We start from the raw sequence: 22,092 nt of genomic DNA, 5'->3' as shown, positions 1-22,092 counted from the left end.
TCTTATATAAAAAATGGTCAAATGAATCATACATAAAAGGATGGATTCTTAAGTGGATTCATATAAAATAATTCCATACAAGCTATTGACTTTATTATGTTTTTATGTATACTGTCGTATTCTATTATAAAATAAAGACAGGTAAAACTCTACTGTAGTATCATACTTTTCTTTCGTATTCTTAACCAAGAATTATCTATAGATTACCGTCAATTTGATCTTTATGAATATAGCGCAAAAAATATATACGAACGTTTGTAAAAATAAGTAAACATGAAGCTAAATATGTTATAGTCGTTGTTTCACAAAGCTTTAGATAAAAATTCGATTTTGTTCTCTGAATTTATTGCATAGAATTTTTTAACTTTAGATCGTTGTTTACTTAATTAAAGTTTTTGCTTGTTCTTGTTGCCTATAAATTAAAAGTACCCTAAGGTCGCAGCATATTTGTGGTTAAGATTCAGATGCATCAATCCTGTACGAACACTGGTAAAATTTTATCCCAGCTTGGAGCAAGAACATTATGTAGCTCTATTTAGGTAATTTCTGAAATGAAAATGCAGTTTAATTTTGGTAAAATGTAAAATTGTAAAAGATGAAAACCAGCCTCTAGCCTTACCATCATCTTATTAATTCAGCTTTTCAACATTCAAAAGTATTTAGAGCAATACCTTTTAAATAATGGAGAAATTGTGCATTGCTTCAGGCTTTTGTTTCTCACGTTCTTTAATGGATTCACACCCCTCATATAAAACAGAACACCAGTTAAGGTGCTAATTCACGGATTTTTTTAGGAGATATATCTTAATGCGCCTAAATCCATTCTACGGCAGTACCCGTGAATAGCATACTGTAAAATCCATTGAATACCTCTATCTTTACGTTTGTGAAGAAGCAAGCCAACACCATCATTATAGTTTCCAACTCCCAATATTGCTGACACCCCTTGCATAAAGACGGTTCATAAGAGGCATTTCAATCCTTTCTTATACAGTTTTTACTCACACACTAGCCTCACTTATGATGTGCAAAAAATAATTTTTATTGAGTCAATCTGAAAAGATTTGGAATGAGAAAACTTTACTATATACGGATCAAAATGATTCAGTAAAAATTTGTTGTTAACGCCATGGAAATAATTAAATGCACCCGTTATTATAGCCACACTAAATAGCACACAAGGAGAAAGGAATATATTCTTAATTCTGTCAAACGTAAAAACATACTCCCAACTACATAACTACCATAATTATCTAAGTGCTTAAAGATAAATAATTCCTCATCCAACATAACTGTCAAGACTGATGTATAGAGAAAACACCCGATCCTTATCCTCCAAAACATAATAACCGTACTAAATACAGTGATTTTGCAACAATTCAAATCTTGACGATAACTTTTCCCCCATTGCAATTTTTAACTTTGACTTCCGTCTTAGTAACGCCTTTAGTCCAAGAATAAAAGCGGATTTTACCATCTATTTGATAATTGAAATAGTGTATTTAATTTATCGGTCTGCTGTCAATATCACTGAATCAAGTGTATAAGAATATATTAAATTAAATGTACTTTTATGTTATATACGTTTACAGTTAAATTGAAAGCGCATTTAGATAGTTTTTCTTTTTTATCTTGAATATTTAAAATGGCTAGCTGAAAAATCATGTCTACAGTCATAAATTTTACTTCTTTTCAAATCATTTGCTTATTTGCCATAAAACTTAACATACAATTTAAATGACCATTTTCATGAAAAGGAAATCTGCTTCTTTTTTGGTGATATTGTTATTTAAGATGATATGAATTTGAAAAAATTGGTGCACCCGACAGAATTCGAATCTGTGACCTCTGCCTTCGGAGGGCAGCGCTCTATCCAGCTGAGCTACGGGTGCTTCAAACTGATTATTAAATCAATTATAGTTTTTTAACCAATCATACTCTTAGCTTCAATGTTAAATTATCATTCTAATAAAAAAATTACTTATTTGTAAATTATTTAACTACGTTCCTCTCTTACTTTTCTAAAATGATATTTTATCTTAAAATAGCTTTTCTTTTTATCTTCAATACTCTTTTTATTATAAAAAAGCTTTTTCATTACAACTTCAAAACTCCCCCCAAATAAGTTACAATATAATTTATAAATATCAGGATAATTTTTAAATGACTACATTACCAAGCCGCTTTCATTTTATTTCCGCAGAAACTGAAGAAGCTATCAAAGCTACCCGTAAATTAATTTCCATTTATGGTCATTCTTCTCTGAAAGAAACTGATCTTGTTGTTGCAATCGGTGGTGATGGAACAATGTTACAAACCGTACGAGACGTCATGAATACAGGCAAACCTATTTATGGCATGAATCAAGGTTCTGTAGGATTTCTTATGAATGAATTTCATGAAAAAAAATTACCTAATCGTATTGCTGTCGCACATAAAAAAGAAATCCATCCCCTACGCATGATTGCAAAAACTGAACGTCAAGGATCCATCGAGGCGCTTGCAATTAATGAAGTATCCCTCTTTCGACAATCTTATCAAGCAGCAAAAATTCGTATCACCATTGATAACAACGTACGCATGGAACGATTAAGTTGTGATGGTGTCCTCGTCGCTACACCCGCCGGATCAACTGCCTATAATTTATCAGCACAAGGACCTATTTTACCTCTTATGGCTCCTCTTATGGCTCTCACTCCTGTTAGCCCTTTTCGCCCTCGCCGATGGCATGGGGCATTGCTTCCCAATACAGTAACAGTACGCTTTGATATACTTGAACCTAACAAACGCCCAGTCAACGCTGCTGCTGATAATGTTGAAGTTAAATCTGTCCATTCGGTTACTATTTCAATGGCAACAGAAGTAACAGTTTCAATTCTTTTTGACTCAAAACATTCATGGGATGAGCGCATTTTATCAGAACAATTTCGCTATTAATGATTGTATTATGCGTTTTATGTGTATATGATTGTTATAGTTGGATTTTTTATAAAAATATCTTAAACTCTCGTTAAGAGTGTAGAGGATTAATTATACTCATCATTTAGATAGCGAAATTTAAATCATAGAGCATTGATAAAAAATGATACCGTCTTTAAACAGTTTTGATGATTTGGGCCTTTCCGCAAAAGTTATTAATGCGGTAAAATCAGCGGGATATACGACTCCAACACCCATTCAAAGTGAAACGATTCCTCATGTTCTTCAAAGAAAAGACGTTCTAGGAATTGCTCAAACGGGAACGGGTAAAACCGCCTCTTTTGTATTGCCTATGCTCACTCTCCTTGAAAAAGGTCGTGCAAGAGCACGAATGCCCCGTACGCTCATCTTAGAGCCAACACGGGAAATCGCAGCTCAAGTTGAAGAAAATTTCGATAAATACGGAATAAATCATCGTTTAAATGTTGCTCTTTTAATTGGTGGTGTTTCTTTTGAACACCAAGATCGTAAACTTGAACGAGGGGCTGATGTTCTTATAGCAACACCAGGACGTCTTCTCGATCATTTCGAGCGTGGTAAATTACTCCTAATGGGCGTTGAAATCCTTGTTATTGATGAAGCTGATCGCATGTTGGATATGGGCTTTATTCCTGATATTGAACGAATCTGTAAACTAACCCCTTTCACGCGTCAAACTTTGTTCTTTTCTGCAACAATGGCGCCAGAAATCACAAAGCTAACGAAAAAATTTTTACATTCTCCTGTATCTGTTGAAGTTACAAAAGCATCCTCAACAGCAACCACAATTACACAACGGCTTGTCAAATCTGGAAATAAATCATGGGATAAAAGAGCGGTTTTACGAGAACTTATTCAAAATGAAGGTTCTAAACTTCAAAATGCTATTATTTTCTGTAATCGAAAGAGAGATATCTCTGAACTTTTTAAGTCGCTCATCAAACATAACTTTAATGTAGGGGCACTTCATGGAGATATGGATCAATATTCACGCATGAATACCTTAGCTGATTTTAAAAATAATAAACTTACGCTTTTGGTTGCTTCAGATGTTGCTGCCCGTGGACTCGATATCCCAGCAGTAAGTCATGTGTTTAATTATGATGTTCCTACACATGCTGAAGATTATATTCATCGAATTGGTCGTACTGGGCGGGCAAATCGTCGTGGAAAAGCTTTTACAATCGTCACAAAAGCTGATCAAAAATATATCAATGCCATTGAGGAAATGAGTAATGAAAAAATTGAATGGCTCAATGGAGATCTCTCAACTTTAATAACCGATGATCAAACAGAAGATAGCGTTGTAAAGAAAAAAACTCGGCAATCATCAAAGAAAACTTCTCCGCAAAAGCCTATTGCACACTTCAAAAAAACTGTAAAAGAGAATAAAATAGATTATATCAAAAACATACAGAATAAAGAAAACCTATCCAAGCCACAGCGCCCTCGAAAAGATAAAAATTACGCGCCCCTTGGATTTGGTGATGATATTCCTGCATTCATGCTAATAAAAATGCGCAGATAGACTCATATTTTACTCTCTGTAAATGTAAAATGAATAATTTTTTTAAAACTGCTCTTATCTCTTAGAGAGTCTTTCTATTACCTTTTCCCGCCCTAAAAGCTGCAAAAGTTTCCCCATTTCAGGTCCATGATCCATACCAGTAAGTACCTGACGCAATGGCATAAATAAAGCTTTTCCCTTCCGACCTGTTTTTTCTTTTAACGCTGTCGTCCAAACTTGCCAACTTTCATCCTTCAATTCACCTTCAGGTAACAAATTGAGTGACTGTTGCACAAATGTGCGATCCTCTAGTGCTACTGTATTAAAATTTTGTTCGTCATGAATGATTTTCCACCAAAAGACAGCATCCTTGACTTTATCAATATTTCTCCTGATTGTGTTCCAGAAATGCTCCGCCTTACCTCCTTCAATCGAAAGTTTTTTAAGGCGCGTTTTAACTTCCTCATAGGTTAATTCATGGACAAGATGACTATTCAAAGTACAAAGATCAGCAATATCAAATTTTGCAATCGATCTTGATATATCTTGTAAATTAAAATGTTCTAAAAGCGCTGCCTGATGAGGATAGGGATGCACATTTTGTGATGTCCCAATCAAAACAGCAAGACATTGAACAGCTATAGATTCAAATCCCTCTTCTCGTAAAGAACGAATAGAAAGATCATTATTGCGTTTTGAAAGTCCTTTTCCAAAAACTGTTGCCAATAAATTGACATGACCAAAAACAGGTAACTCTGCATTGAGAGCCTTAAAAAGAGCAATCTGAACACCTGTATTTGCAATATGATCATCACCACGAATAATATGCGTAATGGCCATATCTACATCATCAACAACAGACGGCAATGTATAAAGATAGCTTCCATCTTCACGAATAAGAACAGGATCTGAAAGAGAAGCCAAATCTATCGTCTGTTCTCCCTTTACTGCATCATTCCAGCAAATTTCTGTTCGCTTTGTTTGCAAAGGATTATTTTCAAAATTAGGGAGAAGAAAACGCCAATGAGGCTTACGGCCTTGTGATTCAAATTTTTTTTTCTCTTCTGCTGTCAACTTTAATGCTGCACGATCATAAATAGGAGGTAATTTGCGTGAAAGTTGAATTTTACGACGCCGTTCTAATTCTTCCGCTGTTTCATAACAGGGATAAAGAAGTCTACGTTGTTTAAAAATTTCTGTCACTTCATCATATCGATTAAATCGCTTAGATTGGAAATAAATTGCATCTGGTTGAATACCAAGCCATTCAAGATCAACAGTAATAGCATCGATATATTCTTGTTTAGAACGCTCAATATCTGTATCATCATAACGCAAAATAAATTCTCCTTTATGCGCTTGCGCATAAAGCCAGTTGAAAAGTGCAATACGGGTATTTCCAATATGAATATAACCTGTTGGAGAGGGAGCAAAACGAACTTTAACCATAAAATAACACTCAATTTTTATCGCGAAAACGATTGACTATAGGATAACGACGATCTCGCCCAAAATTCTTGTAACTAATTTTTACACCAGGTGCAGATTGTCGCCTTTTATATTCAGCTGCATAAAGAAGCTGTTCAACTTTCTCAACAATTTCCCGTGAATATCCACGTTTAACAATATCGCAAATACTCATGTCATTTTCTACAAGAGATTGTAGGATATCATCTAGAATAGGATAAGGCGGAAGAGAATCTTCATCTTTTTGATTTTCCCGCAACTCCGCAGAAGGTACTTTTTCTAGAATATTGGATGGAATAACAATTCCTTCTGGACCTTTCAAATTTTGCAAGTGATTTTTATTGCGCCACTCAGACAAGGCATAAACCTGCATTTTATAAATATCTTTAAGAGGATTAAATCCGCCATTCATATCACCATATAATGTTGCATATCCCACAGCCATTTCTGACTTATTACTGGTCGTAACTACCATTGAGCCAAATTTATTCGAAAGAGCCATTAAAAGTGTACCGCGTACACGACTTTGAAGATTTTCCTCTGTTACATTAGAGGGTAACTCTAAAAAAATAGGTGCCACACTATTCAAAAAAACTTCAACAGGTTGTACAATCGATATAATTTCATAGCGACATCCCAAAAGCTTAGCACATTCTTTAGCATCCTTTAATGATTCTTGTGAAGTATAATGATAGGGCATCATAATGGTGCGGACTCGCTCAGCACCAAAAGCATCAACCGCCATTGCCGTGCAAAGTGCTGAATCAATTCCTCCTGAAAGACCAAGAATAACATCTTTAAAGCCGTTTTTATTAACGTAATCTTTCAAACCCAAAACACAAGCTTGATAATCAGCAGCTAAACCATTGAGAAGCCTTTCATTAGGACCTGAAACACAGTTCCATCCTGTCGCTGTTTTCTGCCAATGACTCAAAGCAATATGTCTTTCAAAGTGTTTCATTTGAAATACCTTTTTGCCTTGCCCATTCAATGCAAAAGAGCCCCCATCAAAAACAAGCTCATCTTGACCACCAACTTGATTAGCATAGATAATTGGCACCCCAGATCGTAAAGCTTGCGTACGAACAACGTCTATACGTTTGAACGTTTTATTACGATAGTAGGGAGAACCGTTAAGGACAAGTATAATCTCAGCTCCTTTCTCTTTAAGCTCTGTAGTAAGAAAGAAATCATTCCAAATATCCTCACAAATAACTATTCCCAATTTGATTCCATGATAAACAATAGGCCTAGGACGTGGACCGGAAGAAAATAGACGTTTTTCATCAAATTCAGCATAATTAGGTAAATCAAATTTCAAGCTTTCAGCACTTATTCGTCCTTCATCAAGAAGCATGACACCATTATAAATTTTTCCACTCCGTCTTAATGGAAGACCAATGACGATTCCTGGTCCTTCTTGTGTTATTTTTGCTAATTTTCCAACAGCCTCTTCACATGCTTTTATAAAAGCAGGTTTTAGAACAAGATCTTCCGGCGGATAAGCACTTATAAAAAGCTCTGAGAATAAAACAAGATCAGCCCTCTCTTCTTTAGCCTTTTGATGTGCCATAACCGCTAGAGAAAAATTCCCCTCAATATCACCAACAACAGGATTTAATTGGGCAACTGCTACCCGAAAATTATTTTTCATAAGTCTTTGTATCACTTCATTAGTTTGGCAATCACAACTTTATTTTCCACCACCCAAAATATCACTTTTTACAAATTTCTCTTCTGCTATAATGAGTAAAGTAAAAAATATTAGGTACCTTTTTCTACACACCAGCAGCAATTGCCAACAAGTCAGCTGCACGATTTTTTTTAAGGAGTTCAGCAACAAGAAAAGCCAATTCTAACGCTTGATCCGCATTTAATCGTGGGTCACACTGTGTGTGATAACGATTAGACAAATCATCTACAGAAATAGCATGTGCTCCTCCCGTACATTCAGTTACATCACGACCTGTCATCTCAATATGAATGCCACCTGGATAAGTTCCCTCTCCACGATGCACTACAAAGAAATTCTCTACCTCTCTTAAAACATGATCAAAAGGGCGCGTCTTATAACCATTGGCAGTAATTGTATTGCCATGCATTGGATCACATGACCATATAACCGCACGCTTCTCTCGTTCAACTGCACGGATGAGTTTAGGCAAATAACTTTCAACTTTATCATAACCAAATCGCGTAATAAGAGTAAGCCGTCCCAACTCATTTTCAGGATTTAGAATATCAATTAATCTTAAAAGCTCATCAGGCTCAATGGAAGGACCACACTTTAATCCTATAGGATTTTTAATGCCACGGCAATATTCAACGTGAGCATGATCAAGCTGACGTGTACGGTCACCAATCCATAACATATGGCCAGATGTTGCATACCAATTACCTGAAGTTGAATCAATCCGAGTTAAAGCCTCTTCATAACCAAGTAAAAGTGCTTCATGACTGGTATAAAAAGATGTTTCACGCAATGAAGAATGCGTTTTGGATGTAATCCCTATAGAACGCATAAAATCAATTGCTTCAGAAATACGCTCTGCTAATAATTTATAACGTTCCCCTTGAGGACTATTAGAAACAAAACTCAACATCCATGTGTGAACATTTTCTAAATTAGCATAGCCACCTTGTGAAAAAGCACGCAATAGATTAAGTGTTGCCGCAGATTGGCGATAAGCCATCGACATCCTTCGTGGATTTGGAATACGAGAATCGGCTTTAAATTCAATACCATTAATAATATCCCCCCGATAAACAGGAAATTCAATTCCTTCTTTACGTTCGATATCAGAAGAGCGTGGCTTTGCAAATTGACCAGCAATGCGACCAATTTTAACAACGGGTTTAGAACTACCAAAGGTTAAAACAATCGCCATTTGCAAAAACACACGAAAAAAATCACGAATGTTATCAGCTTCATGCTCTGCAAAGCTTTCGGCACAATCTCCACCTTGTAATAAAAAAGCTTGTCCTTTTGCAACAACTGCTAATTCATTTTTCAAATCCCGTGCTTCACCAGCAAAAACTAGAGGTGGATAACTGCTCAGTTTTTGTTCAATTTCTTTTAACATAGACTGATCCGGATAAGTCGGAACTTGTTTAATTGGCCTTTCTCTCCAAGAATCAGGTGCCCATTCTTTTATCATTACACACTCTCTAAAGACTAAACTTCCAACTTGGCATATAAAAACTTTTTACCATAATTATATACTGTTTAACTTTCTATTTTCTTCCCATTTTCATATATATAACTTGGCTTATACATCGTTACCAATTCTTCTGCCATAGTTGGATGTACTGCCATCGTTTCATCAAAGATATCCTTCGTTAACTTGCCCTTGAGAGATATCCCTATAAGCTGGGCCATCTCACCAGCGTTTTCCCCTAAAATATGAGCGCCTACAACAAGACGGCTTTCAGTATCAACAATGAGCTTTATAAACATTTTCTCTGAACTACCGGAAAGAACATTGCGCATAGGACGAAAAACAGTGCGATAAACCTCAAAACGCTCATAATGCCGGAGGGCATCTTCTTCTGACAAACCTATCGTTCCAAGCTCGGGTTGCGAAAAAACTACTGTTGTAATTAAATCATAATTAGGTGGAGTCGGTATATTCTCAAATACAGTCTTAACGAAACACATTGCATCATGAATCGCAACAGGTGTTAATTGAATATGGCCTGTTACATCACCTATAGCCCAAATATGAGGTACATTTGTTGTCATTTTCTCATCAACAACAACGGCACCAAATTCATTAACTTTAACGCCTATCCTGTCAAGTCCTAAACCTGTTGTATTTGGTACACGCCCCATAGCTAACATAATTTGATCAGCGTTGATCATTTGTCCATTTGATAAAACAACATCATAACAATTTTCTGCAGCTTGTACTTTAGAAATTGTTACTCCATAGATAATAGAAATCCCTTTTTCAATCATTGCATTGCTAAGAAATTGTCGCAAATCATGGTCAAAATCACGAAGAATCAAATCACCACGATGGAGGAGGGTTGTTTTCACACCTAACTCATGAAAAATATTAGCAAATTCAACACCAATATACCCTCCACCAACAATGACTATTGATTTCGGGAGTTCATCAAGATCAAAAATTTCATTAGAAGTAAGGCAAAAACCACTGCCTTCTATGATAGTATTTGGTGCAACTTTTGCCCCCGTTGCAATCAAAATTTTTTCGGCACTTACTCGCTCACCAGTAGCAGAAAGCTCCAATGTGTGATTATCTATAAAAGTAGCACGACTTTTATAAATATGCACATTGTTATTTTCTAACCCCTTTCGATACAGGCCTTCTAGTCTTGATATTTCTTTATTTTTAGCTGCAACCAACTTTTCCCAGCTAAAAACCGGATCTGCATATTTCCAGCCAAAACCAACGCTTTTCTTAAATTCTTTTGCATATTGTGATGCATAAACATAAAGCTTTTTCGGAACACAACCACGAATAACACAAGTTCCTCCTATACGATCTTCCTCTGCTATAGCAACACGCTTACCAAGCCCTCCAGCAAGCCGTGCTGCACGCACTCCACCAGAACCACCTCCAATAACAAATAAATCAAAATCAAAAGAGCCCACGAACTATTCCTTCTCATATATCTGCAAATGATAATAGGCTAAGATCATTTATTATCAAATGAAAGTCTTCCCTTCTTTTGAAGGAACATTTTTTATAAAGAAATATTCTAAAAAACCTAATCTTATTAAAACATTAAAAACGGCAGGAAAACTACCGTTAATAAAAATAACAGAAATCCCCCCTGCTGTTATGAAATCAATCAATCTATTTTTTATTTTCTAAAGATTCTGATTTTATAGGCATAGTAGAATTATTTAAATTAAGTATTTCAGACATCTCTTTTTTCACATTGGCTACAAGATCCTGCATAAGAGCAGAACGCCATACATCAAATGCAGAGTAGGAATCACGTGCAATATTGGGTACTTCTATCAAAAATTTTTTACCGGTATCAGAATTATAAAACGCTGTGATTGCGTCAAGCTCTTCTTGAGTAAAATATTTCGCATACACATGGGCAATCTCTTTTTCTAAATCAGAGCGCCTTTTAATTAAAGCAAGCGCCTGCTTATCAACAATATCAGAAATAGATGTTGCCAAATTCGGATCATCACTGATCAGTTCATTTTTGAAATCATGGACTGCATTTGGTAAAAAACTATCAAATTGATCCGTTGCTTGAATGGCCCTGATCGTCTTCCGCGCTGCATCTAAATGCTGATCACTCACACCTTGTGCATGAACTATTCCAATATTCACAAAAAAAATGGTAATTACACCAAAATACGCTATAAAATGCTGAAAAGAAAATATTATTCTCATTTAAGGATTACCCCGATAGCTAATTATAATTTAAATTCGTTATTATACCGAAAATCTTTAATACCCTTCTTTGTTGTGCACACATATCATCATGTAAATACCTTTTCTAAAAATCAAATGGTTCTAAAATTTTTATTTGACCATCAGCCATAGCAACAATTGCACGCGAGGCCAAGTCCAAAAAAAGACCATGCTCAACAACGCCAGGAATGGCAAGAAGCGCATCTGATAGTAATTTGGGCTGCAAAATACATCCCCAAAATGCATCAAGAATAAAATGGCCACCATCTGTTTTAAACGGATTTTTTCCATTCATTCGCAATGTAATTTCTCCAGAAAGTCCTAAATCATTAGCTGCTTTTTCGATGGCTTTGCATGTTGTATGTACACCAAATGGATTAACTTCAATCGGTAGGGCAAAAGCACCAAGTTTTTTTACCATCTTCGTTTCATCAGCAATGACAAGCATAACGCGAGATGCCGATGCTACAATTTTTTCATATAACAACGCTCCACCTCCCCCTTTAATGAGCATCATCTGAGGACCAATTTCATCTGCTCCGTCAATATCAAGATCTAACTCAGGTATTTCCCCTAAAGTGCTAACAGGCACACCACACTTACGACAAAGTTGTTCAGAATATCGTGAAGTAGCAACACCAGTCACACATAGACCATCTGTAACACGCTCACCAAGAAGACGAATAAATTCATTAACTGTCGAACCAGATCCGATACCAAGCCGCATACCATCTTCAATAAATTCAAGTGCTTTAACAGCTGCCATTTTTTTTAACTGCTGAACATTCATGAACAACTTTTACCTTTTATCCGTAAGCAACTCTGACTACCCCTATTACCTTACCATAGAATAATCAACAACTATCTTCTTTTTTATCTTTTGAGGTAAATTTGTTAATATTTTTCCCATTCAAAATGAAGTTGATAAACTTACCAACTGAAAAAACAAAAAATATTGTTATAGCATTGTCAAAAAAATGCTATGGATTACGTGTTTTTTTGTAAATACTGTCTGTGCATATTCCATGGTCTATGAAACCCTAGCGAAGACCAAATAATATCCCCACTTTTGGTCATCACAACGCTTCCTCGGGATAACAATTGTTGAGGCGTAAATATTATTTTTGCCTTCTTAGGACATGTTGGATTATGTCTTGCAATTGCAAATGTCTGAATAAGAATATCTGCCTTTACACATTGATCTTTTTCTCGATGTAAAACGATAACTTTTAATCCATTATCCAATAAAGATGCACATAAATGATGATCACAAATAAATTGTCCGTGAAACGGAGGGCCATATTTTGTTGGTTTAATTGTTTCATTCACATGAAATGTCTTTTTCCATATGGATGTCGTAAACTTAGAAATATGATAACGATCAATATATAAATTTTTATCACGGATAACGCCCACAAGACGCATATTATCTACTATCATCAGTTGTACAGGTGAATGCATTACACAAATACAAACACCAACCAAAATAAAAAAACTAAAAAAGAGCCTGATAGGTGTTTTGCAAAAAGTTAGTCCAACCAAGCCTATACTCAATAAAACCAACGCAGATAATGGCATAAAACCAGGATTCAAATCAGGAGAAATAGCCTTGATAATGTGTGCAATCTTTATCACAAGGCCAATACCAATCCCCATAATTTGAAGTGGTAACCATTCAAATCCTCCCAACATTGCAAAAACTGCGATTAATCCAAAAGGAATGACGAAGATTGAAATGATAGGCAAAGCAAAAGCATTACTGATAAGGGTCAAAGGCGCAGTATTAGAAAAATGATAAGCAGCATAAATTCCACTTGCACTCCCTGCAACAAGAGAAGATGCACATGTTGAAAGCATTGATAAAAAAACAAAATTTACAACTCCTCCTCCAAAATAAGAGGAGATTATTTTTCTTTTACGAAAAAATGATCTTCCACTTAACCAATCAAAAAAAGCAATCAAAGCAGCTGTTGCAGAAAAAGACATTTGAAAGCTAGGGCCTAATATTTCATGGGGTGTCATCGCCAGAGTTATCAACCCCGCAATAGAAAAATTACGCATTGTTATAGCAGAACGATTACACAAAATAGCAACCAACATAACAGAAATCATCACAAAACTTCTTTGCGCTGATATCGCTAAGCCTGATAGTAATAAATAAAAAGCTGTTATTACAAATGCAACAATAGCAGCAAATTTTTTAGTGGGATAATAGGAAGAGAAAACTGGAAAAAATGCTAAAAAACTACGGATAGCCAAAAGAACTATGCCGCTCAACAATGCCATATGCAAACCAGATATTGACAAAATATGTGCTAATCCCGATGTCCGTAGTGCTTCATTTGTCTCATTTGAAATACCAGCACGCTGTCCTGTGATGAGAGCAGCCGCAACACTTCCTTTTTCTCCTGCAAGTGCTACGCGGATTCTTTGTGTCATCTTCGTGCGTAAATTTTCAATTTTCTGTAGAACTATAGCTAACATGCCATCAGGCTGCGAAACTAATATTTTTCTTGGTTCTTCTAAATAAACACCTTGAGCTCCAATTCCTTTAAAATAATTATGAAAACTAAAATCGTAACCTCCTGGACGCACAGGTCCAGATAATGCAAGCATCTTAACTTTCCCATACAGGCCATCACCAATCGCTAATCCAGATGGCAAATGTCTTGCTGATAAACGAATACGGTGAAGACTATGGCGTAATACGGGATTTTCTGTACCCAAAATATCCACAACTAAACGAAATCCCCCTTTAGCACCTGGCTCAATAGAAACAATTCTTCCTTTTAATGTGGTGATAAGATCGCTGCTTAACATTGGTGTTGCAATACGCCACGTTTCAATTTTTGCTGCCAAAGCCCCCAAGACAACACAAAACAAAAATCCCACGGGAATCCATATTTTTCGATAAAAACGTGCAGCATAGAATATTCCTAGAAAAATACTAACCAACGCCCCCAATTGTCCCCAACTCGGCTCCTGTTCTAAATGAAAATAAAAAATGATTCCTAAGGAAAAAAAGACTAAAATCAGCGAAAAAAGAATCCCAAAAGAAACCTCTTTATTGATACAATCTACTAACCATTTTCCGACAAAAATGCTTACTCCTTTTAAGAGCGTAAATAAAAAAAGTTTTTGTTGGTTATGATTACCCTTCTTTGCATCATCACACCTAGAAAAAACATCCTGCTCTATTTGACATAACTTTTTTCTTTCTGTAACAGATCTTACGGATAAATCATCTTTAATTTTACTTTGATTAAACATCCGTGAATCCCCGCTTTAACTTGCAATGCAGCTCTTGCAAACCCTATTACCTATGCTAACATAATCTTTTTATCAAATTCCATAAGTAATATCTCAATTTAAAGGAAAATATTCGTGTCTGTTATTACTCGTTTTGCTCCCTCACCTACTGGTTTCCTTCATATTGGTGGCATTCGTACTGCACTTTTTAATTGGCTTTATGCAAAACATAACAGTGGGAAAATGCTTCTACGAATTGAAGATACAGACCGAGAACGCTCAACAGAAGCAGCTGTAAAAGCCATTATAGATGGCTTACACTGGATGGGACTTAGTTATGATGGCCCCCCTATTTCACAATTTAAACGTGCAGAACGTCACCGCCAAATCGCCGAACTGTTAGTCAAGAATGGCAAAGCATATTATTGTTATGCTTCACCTGAAGAATTAGTTGAAATGCGTGAAAAAGCCCGTGCGGAAGGGCGACCACCACGTTATGATGGACGGTGGCGCAACCGTGATAATTCTGAAGCTCCTAAAGGTGTTAAGCCTGTTATTCGCATCAAAACTCCTCAAGATGGAGAAACGATTGTTCATGATCGTGTTCAAGGTAGTGTTCGTTTTCCTAATAAAGATTTAGATGACTTTATTATTTTGCGTTCTGACGGTTCTCCTACCTATATGCATGCTGTTGTCGTTGATGATCATGATATGGGCATCACACATATCATACGTGGTGACGATCATCTTACCAACGCAGCCCGGCAAATAATCATCTTTGAAGCATTGGGATGGGATATTCCTGTTATGGCACATATTCCTCTTATTCATGGTAAAAACGGCGAAAAATTATCAAAGCGGCATGGTGCGCTCGGTGTTGATGCTTATCGAACAATGGGATATCTTCCAGCTGCATTACGCAATTACCTTGTCCGTTTAGGTTGGAGTCATGGGGATGACGAACTCATGTCACTCGAAGATATGATTTCTTGGTTTGATATTAAAGATATTAACAAAGGTGCTGCTCGTTTTGATCTCCAAAAGCTCGATTCCATCAACAGACACTATATGCGCACGAGCAATGATCAAGAACTTTTGAGTGCAGCTCTTGATATTCTACCAGAAACCGATAAAGGAGCACAAATCATTGAAAGACTTGATGAACAACGCCATATTCAATTTTTAAAAGCAATTCCATATTTGAAAGAACGCTCAAAAACACTGTGCGAACTAATTGATAACGCCTCCTTCATTTTTATGCAACGACCATTACAGCTTAACGAAAAAGCACAAATACTCCTGGACAAAAATGGACGAACCATTTTAAACGATCTTTATCTTGCCTTGAAAGCTTGTCCCTCTTGGGATACAAAAGTGCTAGATGCAACTCTTCATTCTTATGGACAAACAAAGAATCTGAAATTTGGGTCTATTGCCCAACCACTTCGTGCAGCTCTCACAGGATGTGCAACATCACCAGGTATCTTGGATATTCTTATTTTATTAGGACGCGATGAATCTCTTTATCGCATCAAGGATCAACTTATCACAACAGTATGCTCGTGATGTGTGCTAATATATTTCCCCAAATCAGTATCTATACATAAATCTCAATATAATCTAAAAGAGTTTTTATGTTATATCATTGAAATACATTTTTTATTGAGTAATAATGATTAATAAGGAAATATTTTTAGATTGCATGCACTTACTTTTAGAGGCAATCTACCCTTAATACTAAGTAAGAAAAGCTTTAGTTATTATATATCTCCCACTCTTATGAAGCAAAGTCTTAATTTTTAGAAGCGAAGAATCTGAAAGGAATACCAAATGTCTGAGAATAGCGCACATATTATTGTGAACGATAAACAAGTGAAACTTCCTCTGCGTAAAGGCACAATTGGACCTAAAGTCATCGAAATTGCTTCTCTCTACAAAAAAACTGATATTTTTACTTATGATCCCGGTTTTACTTCAACAGCTTCTTGTGAATCAAAAATTACTTATATTGATGGTGATAACGGTATATTGCTTTATCGTGGTTATCCTATCGACCAATTGGCTGAAAAAGGGGACTTTCTCGAAAGTTGTTATCTTTTACTTTATGGTGAACTCCCAACACAGCAAGAAAAAAATGACTTTGATCGATGTATTATGCAGCATACCATGGTCCACGAACAGTTTGCACGCTTCTTCCATAGCTTCCGTCGTGACTCTCATCCTATGGCTGTAATGGTTGCCTGCCTTGGAGCTATGTCTGCATTCTATCACGACTCTATTGATATTACAGATCCTCACCAGAGAATGATTGCTTCTGTTCGTCTTATCTCAAAAGTTCCAACGTTTGCTGCTATGGCTTATAAATACAGTATTGGCCAAGCATTTGTTTATCCACGCAATGATCTTAGTTATGCTGCAAATTTTCTCCGTATGTGTTTTGCTGTTCCTTGTGAAGAATATAAAATAAATCCGGTGCTTGCACGAGCAATGGATCAAATCTTTATCCTTCATGCAGATCATGAACAAAATGCTTCTACATCGACAGTACGTCTTGCTGGATCCTCTGGTGCTAATCCATTTGCATGTATTGCAGCAGGTGTTGCATGCCTTTGGGGACCAGCACATGGTGGTGCCAATGAAGCATGTCTAAAAATGCTCCAAGAAATAGGTTCTATTAAAAGAATTCCCGAATTTATTGCACGTGCAAAAGATAAAAATGATCCTTTCCGCCTTATGGGCTTTGGTCACAGAGTCTATAAAAATTATGACCCACGTGCAAAAATCATGCAAAAAACTTGTCACGAAGTTTTAAAAGAGCTCAACATTAAAAATGACCCGCTTCTTGATATTGCAATGGAACTTGAAAAAATTGCCTTAAATGATAAATATTTCATTGAGAAAAAGCTTTATCCCAATGTTGATTTCTATTCCGGAATTACGTTAAAAGCTCTAGGTTTTCCAACCGAAATGTTCACTGTTCTTTTTGCATTAGCACGCAGTGTTGGATGGGTGGCCCAGTGGAAAGAAATGATTGAAGATCCTGCACAAAAAATTGGTCGTCCTCGTCAACTCTACACAGGTTATGCTATACGTAATTATATTCCCATAGATGAACGTGTAAATTAAAGGGAGAAATCAATAAAGCTTCAATTTACTGAAGCTTTATTGAAAATGATCAAAAAGTGTCCTTTAAGAGTTTTTATAAAGTTTGATTTTAAAAATTTTCCTTATAATTCTTATCACCTTCAATGAAGTATATTTTCTATCATTTTTGTTTAAAAACCTTCTTACATATTAAAACTTAGCAATATTAGAATTTCATGCCCAATCTCTTCCCCGTAAAATTGTAAAAAGTTTCCCTTAAATATTTCTTCAGATGCCAAACACTCCTTATCCTATTGAAATCGATTAAAATAAAAAGAAAATGTAATTTTACAAATTTAAGATACAAAATGACACCATCTATAGGTATAGTTATTTATTATAATATACCCTATGCATAATCATTCATCTTCACATTATCGGTTAAAATTACACTTCTTTTACAAGAAAAACCTTCATAACTATCAGAAAATAAACCCATCTTGAGATTCTTTAAATATCTAGGCATCTCATACCACAGCTAAAAACAATAATTCTTTACATTTTTATCCTGTTAAAAGCTGAAATTTCGTTGGAGTTAAATTAATAGATTTTCTTTTAAAAATATTTATTAACTCTTAAACAAAATTATTAAAATTCGTTATATAATCAACAAGAGTTTTGTTTCTTTTTCTATTCTTTGCCTACATACCTTGATGATAAATCATTTTTTTGATAAAATCCAGCATAATGAACACAAATCAATTTTTTACATTGCTCCAAAAGAGCTTCCAGATTATAAACATACATGATGTTTTCATATTTTCTAGCTTATCTCATAGGAGAACATAATGAAATTAGTAGCAGTATCTCTTATAATAAGCGCAACACTATTTACCATATCAGCTAATTCTCAAACACTGAAAATTGCTAGTGATGCTTCTTATCCCCCATTTAGTTATATTGATTCAAATAACGAACTTCAAGGGTTTGATATTGATATAGCTTATGCACTTTGTAAAAAAATGAAGGTTACATGTACTATTGTCACTCAAGCCTTCGAGGGGATGATTCCCGGACTTCTTGCAAAAAAATACGACGCTATTGTTTCTTCCCTCTCTCCTACAAAGGAGCGTTTAAAAAAAATTGATTTTACAAATCCTTACTACAATACAGTACTCGCTGTTATTGTTACCAAAAATTCAGGAATTAAAGAAATCTCACCACAAGCCTTTAAAGGTAAAAATCTTGGAGTACAATCGAATACGACACAAGCTGCATATGTAGAAGATCATTATACCTCTGAAGGAGTAAATATCAAATTTTATCCTACAGCAATAGAAGTTAATCGTGATCTTTTAAGCCATCGGCTTGATATAATCATCTTTGATAAATTAAAAGCATTAAATTGGCTTGAAAATGACGGAAAAGACTGCTGCAAACTTTTAGGAACTTTAGAAGAAACAACATTTCCTATTGCAATTGCGCTCCGTCAAAATAATAATGATCTTAAAAACAGCTTTAATAAAGCAATAGAAGAAATTCGTGCCGATGGAAGCTATGATAAAATCATGAGGAAATATTTTACATTTGATATTGATTAAATATCACTATGAATTAGAATTAAATCTTTGAATATTTAAAGAGTATTTTTAAACTCTTTGTTGAATATGTAAGTTTAACTGAAAGTCAGAATTTTTATAATAAAAATTTACATTTACTCAAAAATTAGTTTTTAATGCTCATCGATACTTAAATATGAGATTTAATGATAATAATAGAATTATATTTTTATCTTATAAAAAGCTAGTGTTTTTTTATTTTTAAATTAAATAACCTTATTTTTAAAGAAAAATACCCAATTTTTACTCATAAAATGCTGCAAATTAATCATTTCATGAAAGTTAAGCTATCATACAAGAAATAAGATATTTATCCTTCTTTAAACCAATAAAAAGGTAATTTTTTGATAATAATCTCCAACATAATGATATAAAATAGGCACCGCTAAATTTTTGCATTGCTCAAGAAAAGCTCACAGATTATAAAAACGTAACGGTTTTATATTTTCCCACTTATTCAATAGGAGAACATCATGAAACTATTAGCTGGAGCTCTTATAATAAGCGCCACGCTATTTATCCAATCGGCTGGTGCGAAAACATTAAAAATCGTAAGTGAAGGTACTTACCCCCCCTTTAGTTATATTGATTCAAATAACAAACTGCAGGGATTTGATATCGATATATCTTACGCACTTTGTAAAAAAATGAAGGTTACATGTACTATTGTCACGCAAGATTTTGAGGGAATGATCCCCGGACTTATTGCAAAAAAATACGATGCTATCGTTGCTTCTCTTTCTTATACACAAGAGCGTTTACAAAAAATTGACTTCACAGATCCTTACTATGACACAGCGCTAGCTGTCATTGTTACCAAAGCTTCAGGAATTAAAGAAATTTCGATACAAAGCTTTAAAGGTAAAAATCTTGGTGTGCAATCAAATACAACACAAGCTGCATATGCAGAGGATCATTATGCCTCTGGAGAGGTAAAAATCAAACTCTACCCTTCCACAATAGAAGTAAATCGTGATCTTTTAAATCATCGACTTGATATGATTATCGTGGATAAATTACAAGCATTAAATTGGCTTAAAAATGAAGGAAAAGATTGCTGTAAGCTTCTAGGAACTCTGGGAGAAACAAAATTTCCTGTTGCAATTGCACTCCGCCAAAATGATAATGAACTTAAAAATAAATTCAATGAGGCAATAAAAGAAATTCGTTCGGATGGAACTTATGAGAAAATTATGAGGAAATATTTTACACGGGATGTTTATTAAATATCAACATAGTAGTTAAATAAAACCTGCTGTTTATGTCTAGAAACATTATCTAACTACTTTATGAGGAACATAAGAATGATTGAAAATTTAGCATTGCTATCATTTAGCAATGGGGGATGGGGAGCGGTTATACTTTCTAGTGCAGGAATGACATTGGCATTGGCGTTGTGTTGTGGACTTCTAGGGCTGCCCTTAGGTCTTCTAAATGCAATGATGATTCGATCTAATATTAAAATAGTTAAAGCTATAGCACACCTTTTTTCAATAGTGTTTCGTGGGCTACCAGAGCTTTTAACCTTGTTTTTAGTTTACTATGGTTTACAAAGCCTTATTCAAAATGCCTTCGACTATTTTAACATTGAAATCATGTTCAGTATAAATGCTTTTGTTGCTGGTGTTGTTGCCCTCAGTCTGGTTCTTACAGCTTTCTCTTGTGAAGTTTGGCTTGGAGCATTTAGTATTTTTGATAAAGGTCAATATGAAGCAGCTAAAGCTTTAGGCCTTACGCGTTCAACTACATTTTTTCGCGTTATCTTCCCTCAGCTAATCCGAAATGCCTTGCCAGGACTTTCTAATAATTGGCTTACTTTATTGAAAGATACATCCCTCGTTTCAACCATCGCGCTTGTTGACCTCATGCGACAAACGAATTTAGCTGTCGCAGCTACCAATAAACCTATGCTATTTTATCTTGTAGCATGCTTACTCTATTTATTATTTTCAATGTTTTTTGCTGCAATCTTACGCCATTTGGAAACATATACTCAAATAGGCTACAAAAAGGCGGTAGGTTAATGATTCCTGAGTGTCTTTATTTTCTTTTTAATCCTGATATTTTAAATCGTTATGGGCCAAGATTTATTAGTGGCTTTATTGTTACTGTTGAGCTTGTTTCTATTTCTTGTTCTCTTGGTTTTTTCTTTGGTATACTTATTGCTTTTGCACGTTTATCAAAGAATATGTTTTTACAATATTTTGCAAATGCTTATGTTTATTTTTTCCGTGGCTCTCCTTTATTAGCACAACTCTTCCTTTTTTACTATGGACTCGGTTCAATGAACAGTTTTTGGCAACAGATTGGCCTATGGTGGTTTTTTCAAAATGCATGGTATTGTTGTCTTTTTATTTTCACCCTTAATTCTGCTGCCTATCAATCTGAAATCTTTAAAGGAAGTTTTTTGTCCGTAACAACTGAGCAACGTGAAGCATCAAAAGCTCTAGGTCTGAGCAACTCTATCACATTTTTTAAAATTATTTTTCCACAAGCAATGATTGTAGCATTACGTCCCCTAGGAAATGAATTGATTTTAGTGATTAAATCTAGTGCCATTGCCTCACTTATTACTGTTTATGATTTAATGGGGGTTGCTAAACTTACTTATTCACGTACCTTCGATTTTCAAGTTTACGTTTGGGCCGCTCTTATATATCTTTTTATTGTTGAACTCATTCATCGTTTTATTGTTTTTATCGAATATCACCTCACTCGATATTTACGGTAAAATAAAATGATCATAAAAAAGCTTTATCAAATCAAAGTGGTGAATTAATTGATTTAATCATCAACGAAAGAATAA

Annotated in this window: 15 protein-coding genes and 1 tRNA gene; 8 read left to right on the top strand and 8 right to left on the bottom strand. The window is 35.1% G+C overall.

The window, feature by feature from the left end; all coding sequences use genetic code 11:
- Positions 1-1,815: 1,815 nt before the first annotated feature.
- Positions 1,816-1,892 (bottom strand) — tRNA-Arg (locus GGR08_RS05105).
- Between the two features lie 271 nt (positions 1,893-2,163).
- Here GGR08_RS05105 and GGR08_RS05100 point away from each other — a divergent pair.
- Both GGR08_RS05100 and GGR08_RS05095 read left to right on the top strand, forming a co-directional pair.
- On the top strand, positions 2,164-2,937 hold the full coding sequence (locus tag GGR08_RS05100; protein WP_183194300.1) for an NAD kinase: 774 nt from the start codon (positions 2,164-2,166) through the stop codon (positions 2,935-2,937).
- A gap of 145 nt (positions 2,938-3,082) precedes the next feature.
- Entirely contained in the window at positions 3,083-4,486 is a 1,404-nt protein-coding gene (locus tag GGR08_RS05095; RefSeq protein ID WP_183194299.1) for a DEAD/DEAH box helicase, read from the top strand.
- Positions 4,487-4,540: 54 nt separating this feature from the next.
- Here the strand turns inward: GGR08_RS05095 and gltX (GGR08_RS05090) are convergent, their stop codons facing one another.
- From gltX (GGR08_RS05090) to GGR08_RS05060, 7 genes are all read right to left on the bottom strand, one after another.
- Positions 4,541-5,914: a glutamate--tRNA ligase gene (gene gltX, locus GGR08_RS05090; protein WP_183194298.1), complete on the bottom strand. Its 1,374-nt coding sequence runs from the start codon at positions 5,912-5,914 to the stop codon at positions 4,541-4,543.
- A 10-nt stretch (positions 5,915-5,924) separates the two neighbouring features.
- A complete protein-coding gene (locus tag GGR08_RS05085) occupies positions 5,925-7,586 on the bottom strand; it encodes an NAD+ synthase (RefSeq protein WP_183194297.1) in 1,662 nt (553 codons plus the stop codon).
- A gap of 124 nt (positions 7,587-7,710) precedes the next feature.
- Entirely contained in the window at positions 7,711-9,090 is a 1,380-nt protein-coding gene (locus GGR08_RS05080) for a class II 3-deoxy-7-phosphoheptulonate synthase (RefSeq protein ID WP_183194296.1), read from the bottom strand.
- Between the two features lie 68 nt (positions 9,091-9,158).
- Positions 9,159-10,550, bottom strand: a complete 1,392-nt coding sequence (gene gor / locus GGR08_RS05075; RefSeq protein WP_183194295.1) for a glutathione-disulfide reductase — start codon at positions 10,548-10,550, stop codon at positions 9,159-9,161.
- A 205-nt stretch (positions 10,551-10,755) separates the two neighbouring features.
- The gene (locus GGR08_RS05070; RefSeq protein WP_183194294.1) at positions 10,756-11,313 is read right to left on the bottom strand and encodes a DUF2059 domain-containing protein; all 558 of its coding nucleotides are present in this window, start codon (positions 11,311-11,313) and stop codon (positions 10,756-10,758) included.
- A 106-nt stretch (positions 11,314-11,419) separates the two neighbouring features.
- The gene (rpiA, locus tag GGR08_RS05065; RefSeq protein WP_183194293.1) at positions 11,420-12,124 is read right to left on the bottom strand and encodes a ribose-5-phosphate isomerase RpiA; all 705 of its coding nucleotides are present in this window, start codon (positions 12,122-12,124) and stop codon (positions 11,420-11,422) included.
- Between the two features lie 197 nt (positions 12,125-12,321).
- A complete protein-coding gene (locus GGR08_RS05060) occupies positions 12,322-14,604 on the bottom strand; it encodes a ComEC/Rec2 family competence protein (protein ID WP_183194292.1) in 2,283 nt (760 codons plus the stop codon).
- 114 nt (positions 14,605-14,718) lie between these two features.
- Between GGR08_RS05060 and gltX (GGR08_RS05055) the strand changes: the two genes are divergently transcribed.
- From gltX (GGR08_RS05055) to GGR08_RS05030, 6 genes are all read left to right on the top strand, one after another.
- Positions 14,719-16,149, top strand: a complete 1,431-nt coding sequence (gene gltX / locus GGR08_RS05055) for a glutamate--tRNA ligase (RefSeq protein ID WP_183194291.1) — start codon at positions 14,719-14,721, stop codon at positions 16,147-16,149.
- A 264-nt stretch (positions 16,150-16,413) separates the two neighbouring features.
- Complete coding sequence (gene gltA, locus GGR08_RS05050; RefSeq protein ID WP_183194290.1) at positions 16,414-17,709, top strand: citrate synthase; 1,296 nt, start codon at positions 16,414-16,416, stop codon at positions 17,707-17,709.
- 806 nt (positions 17,710-18,515) lie between these two features.
- The gene (locus GGR08_RS05045; protein WP_183194289.1) at positions 18,516-19,268 is read left to right on the top strand and encodes a transporter substrate-binding domain-containing protein; all 753 of its coding nucleotides are present in this window, start codon (positions 18,516-18,518) and stop codon (positions 19,266-19,268) included.
- A gap of 491 nt (positions 19,269-19,759) precedes the next feature.
- On the top strand, positions 19,760-20,512 hold the full coding sequence (locus tag GGR08_RS05040; RefSeq protein ID WP_183194288.1) for a transporter substrate-binding domain-containing protein: 753 nt from the start codon (positions 19,760-19,762) through the stop codon (positions 20,510-20,512).
- Positions 20,513-20,590: 78 nt separating this feature from the next.
- Entirely contained in the window at positions 20,591-21,310 is a 720-nt protein-coding gene (locus GGR08_RS05035) for an ABC transporter permease (protein ID WP_183194287.1), read from the top strand.
- Positions 21,310-22,017 carry an ABC transporter permease gene (locus tag GGR08_RS05030; RefSeq protein WP_183194286.1) on the top strand — a complete coding sequence of 236 codons (708 nt, stop codon included), beginning with the start codon at positions 21,310-21,312 and terminating at the stop codon, positions 22,015-22,017. The genes GGR08_RS05035 and GGR08_RS05030 overlap by 1 nt, the downstream gene beginning before the upstream one ends.
- The last annotated feature ends 75 nt before the right edge of the window (positions 22,018-22,092 follow it).

The sequence above is a fragment of the Bartonella fuyuanensis genome (genome assembly GCF_014197255.1).
GTDB lineage: Bacteria > Pseudomonadota > Alphaproteobacteria > Rhizobiales > Rhizobiaceae > Bartonella > Bartonella fuyuanensis.
This window is presented reverse-complemented; position numbering and strand designations above follow the sequence as displayed.

Coding starts and splice junctions, on each gene's coding strand:
- GGR08_RS05080 (WP_183194296.1), bottom strand. CDS start 9,090: ATGATAAAAGAATGGGCACCTGATTCTTGGAGAGAAAGGCCAATTAAA.
- gltX (WP_183194298.1), bottom strand. CDS start 5,914: ATGGTTAAAGTTCGTTTTGCTCCCTCTCCAACAGGTTATATTCATATT.
- GGR08_RS05095 (WP_183194299.1), top strand. CDS start 3,083: ATGATACCGTCTTTAAACAGTTTTGATGATTTGGGCCTTTCCGCAAAA.
- GGR08_RS05070 (WP_183194294.1), bottom strand. CDS start 11,313: ATGAGAATAATATTTTCTTTTCAGCATTTTATAGCGTATTTTGGTGTA.
- GGR08_RS05035 (WP_183194287.1), top strand. CDS start 20,591: ATGATTGAAAATTTAGCATTGCTATCATTTAGCAATGGGGGATGGGGA.
- GGR08_RS05085 (WP_183194297.1), bottom strand. CDS start 7,586: ATGAAAAATAATTTTCGGGTAGCAGTTGCCCAATTAAATCCTGTTGTT.
- rpiA (WP_183194293.1), bottom strand. CDS start 12,124: ATGAATGTTCAGCAGTTAAAAAAAATGGCAGCTGTTAAAGCACTTGAA.
- GGR08_RS05040 (WP_183194288.1), top strand. CDS start 19,760: ATGAAACTATTAGCTGGAGCTCTTATAATAAGCGCCACGCTATTTATC.
- GGR08_RS05045 (WP_183194289.1), top strand. CDS start 18,516: ATGAAATTAGTAGCAGTATCTCTTATAATAAGCGCAACACTATTTACC.
- GGR08_RS05100 (WP_183194300.1), top strand. CDS start 2,164: ATGACTACATTACCAAGCCGCTTTCATTTTATTTCCGCAGAAACTGAA.
- GGR08_RS05030 (WP_183194286.1), top strand. CDS start 21,310: ATGATTCCTGAGTGTCTTTATTTTCTTTTTAATCCTGATATTTTAAAT.
- GGR08_RS05060 (WP_183194292.1), bottom strand. CDS start 14,604: ATGTTTAATCAAAGTAAAATTAAAGATGATTTATCCGTAAGATCTGTT.
- gltA (WP_183194290.1), top strand. CDS start 16,414: ATGTCTGAGAATAGCGCACATATTATTGTGAACGATAAACAAGTGAAA.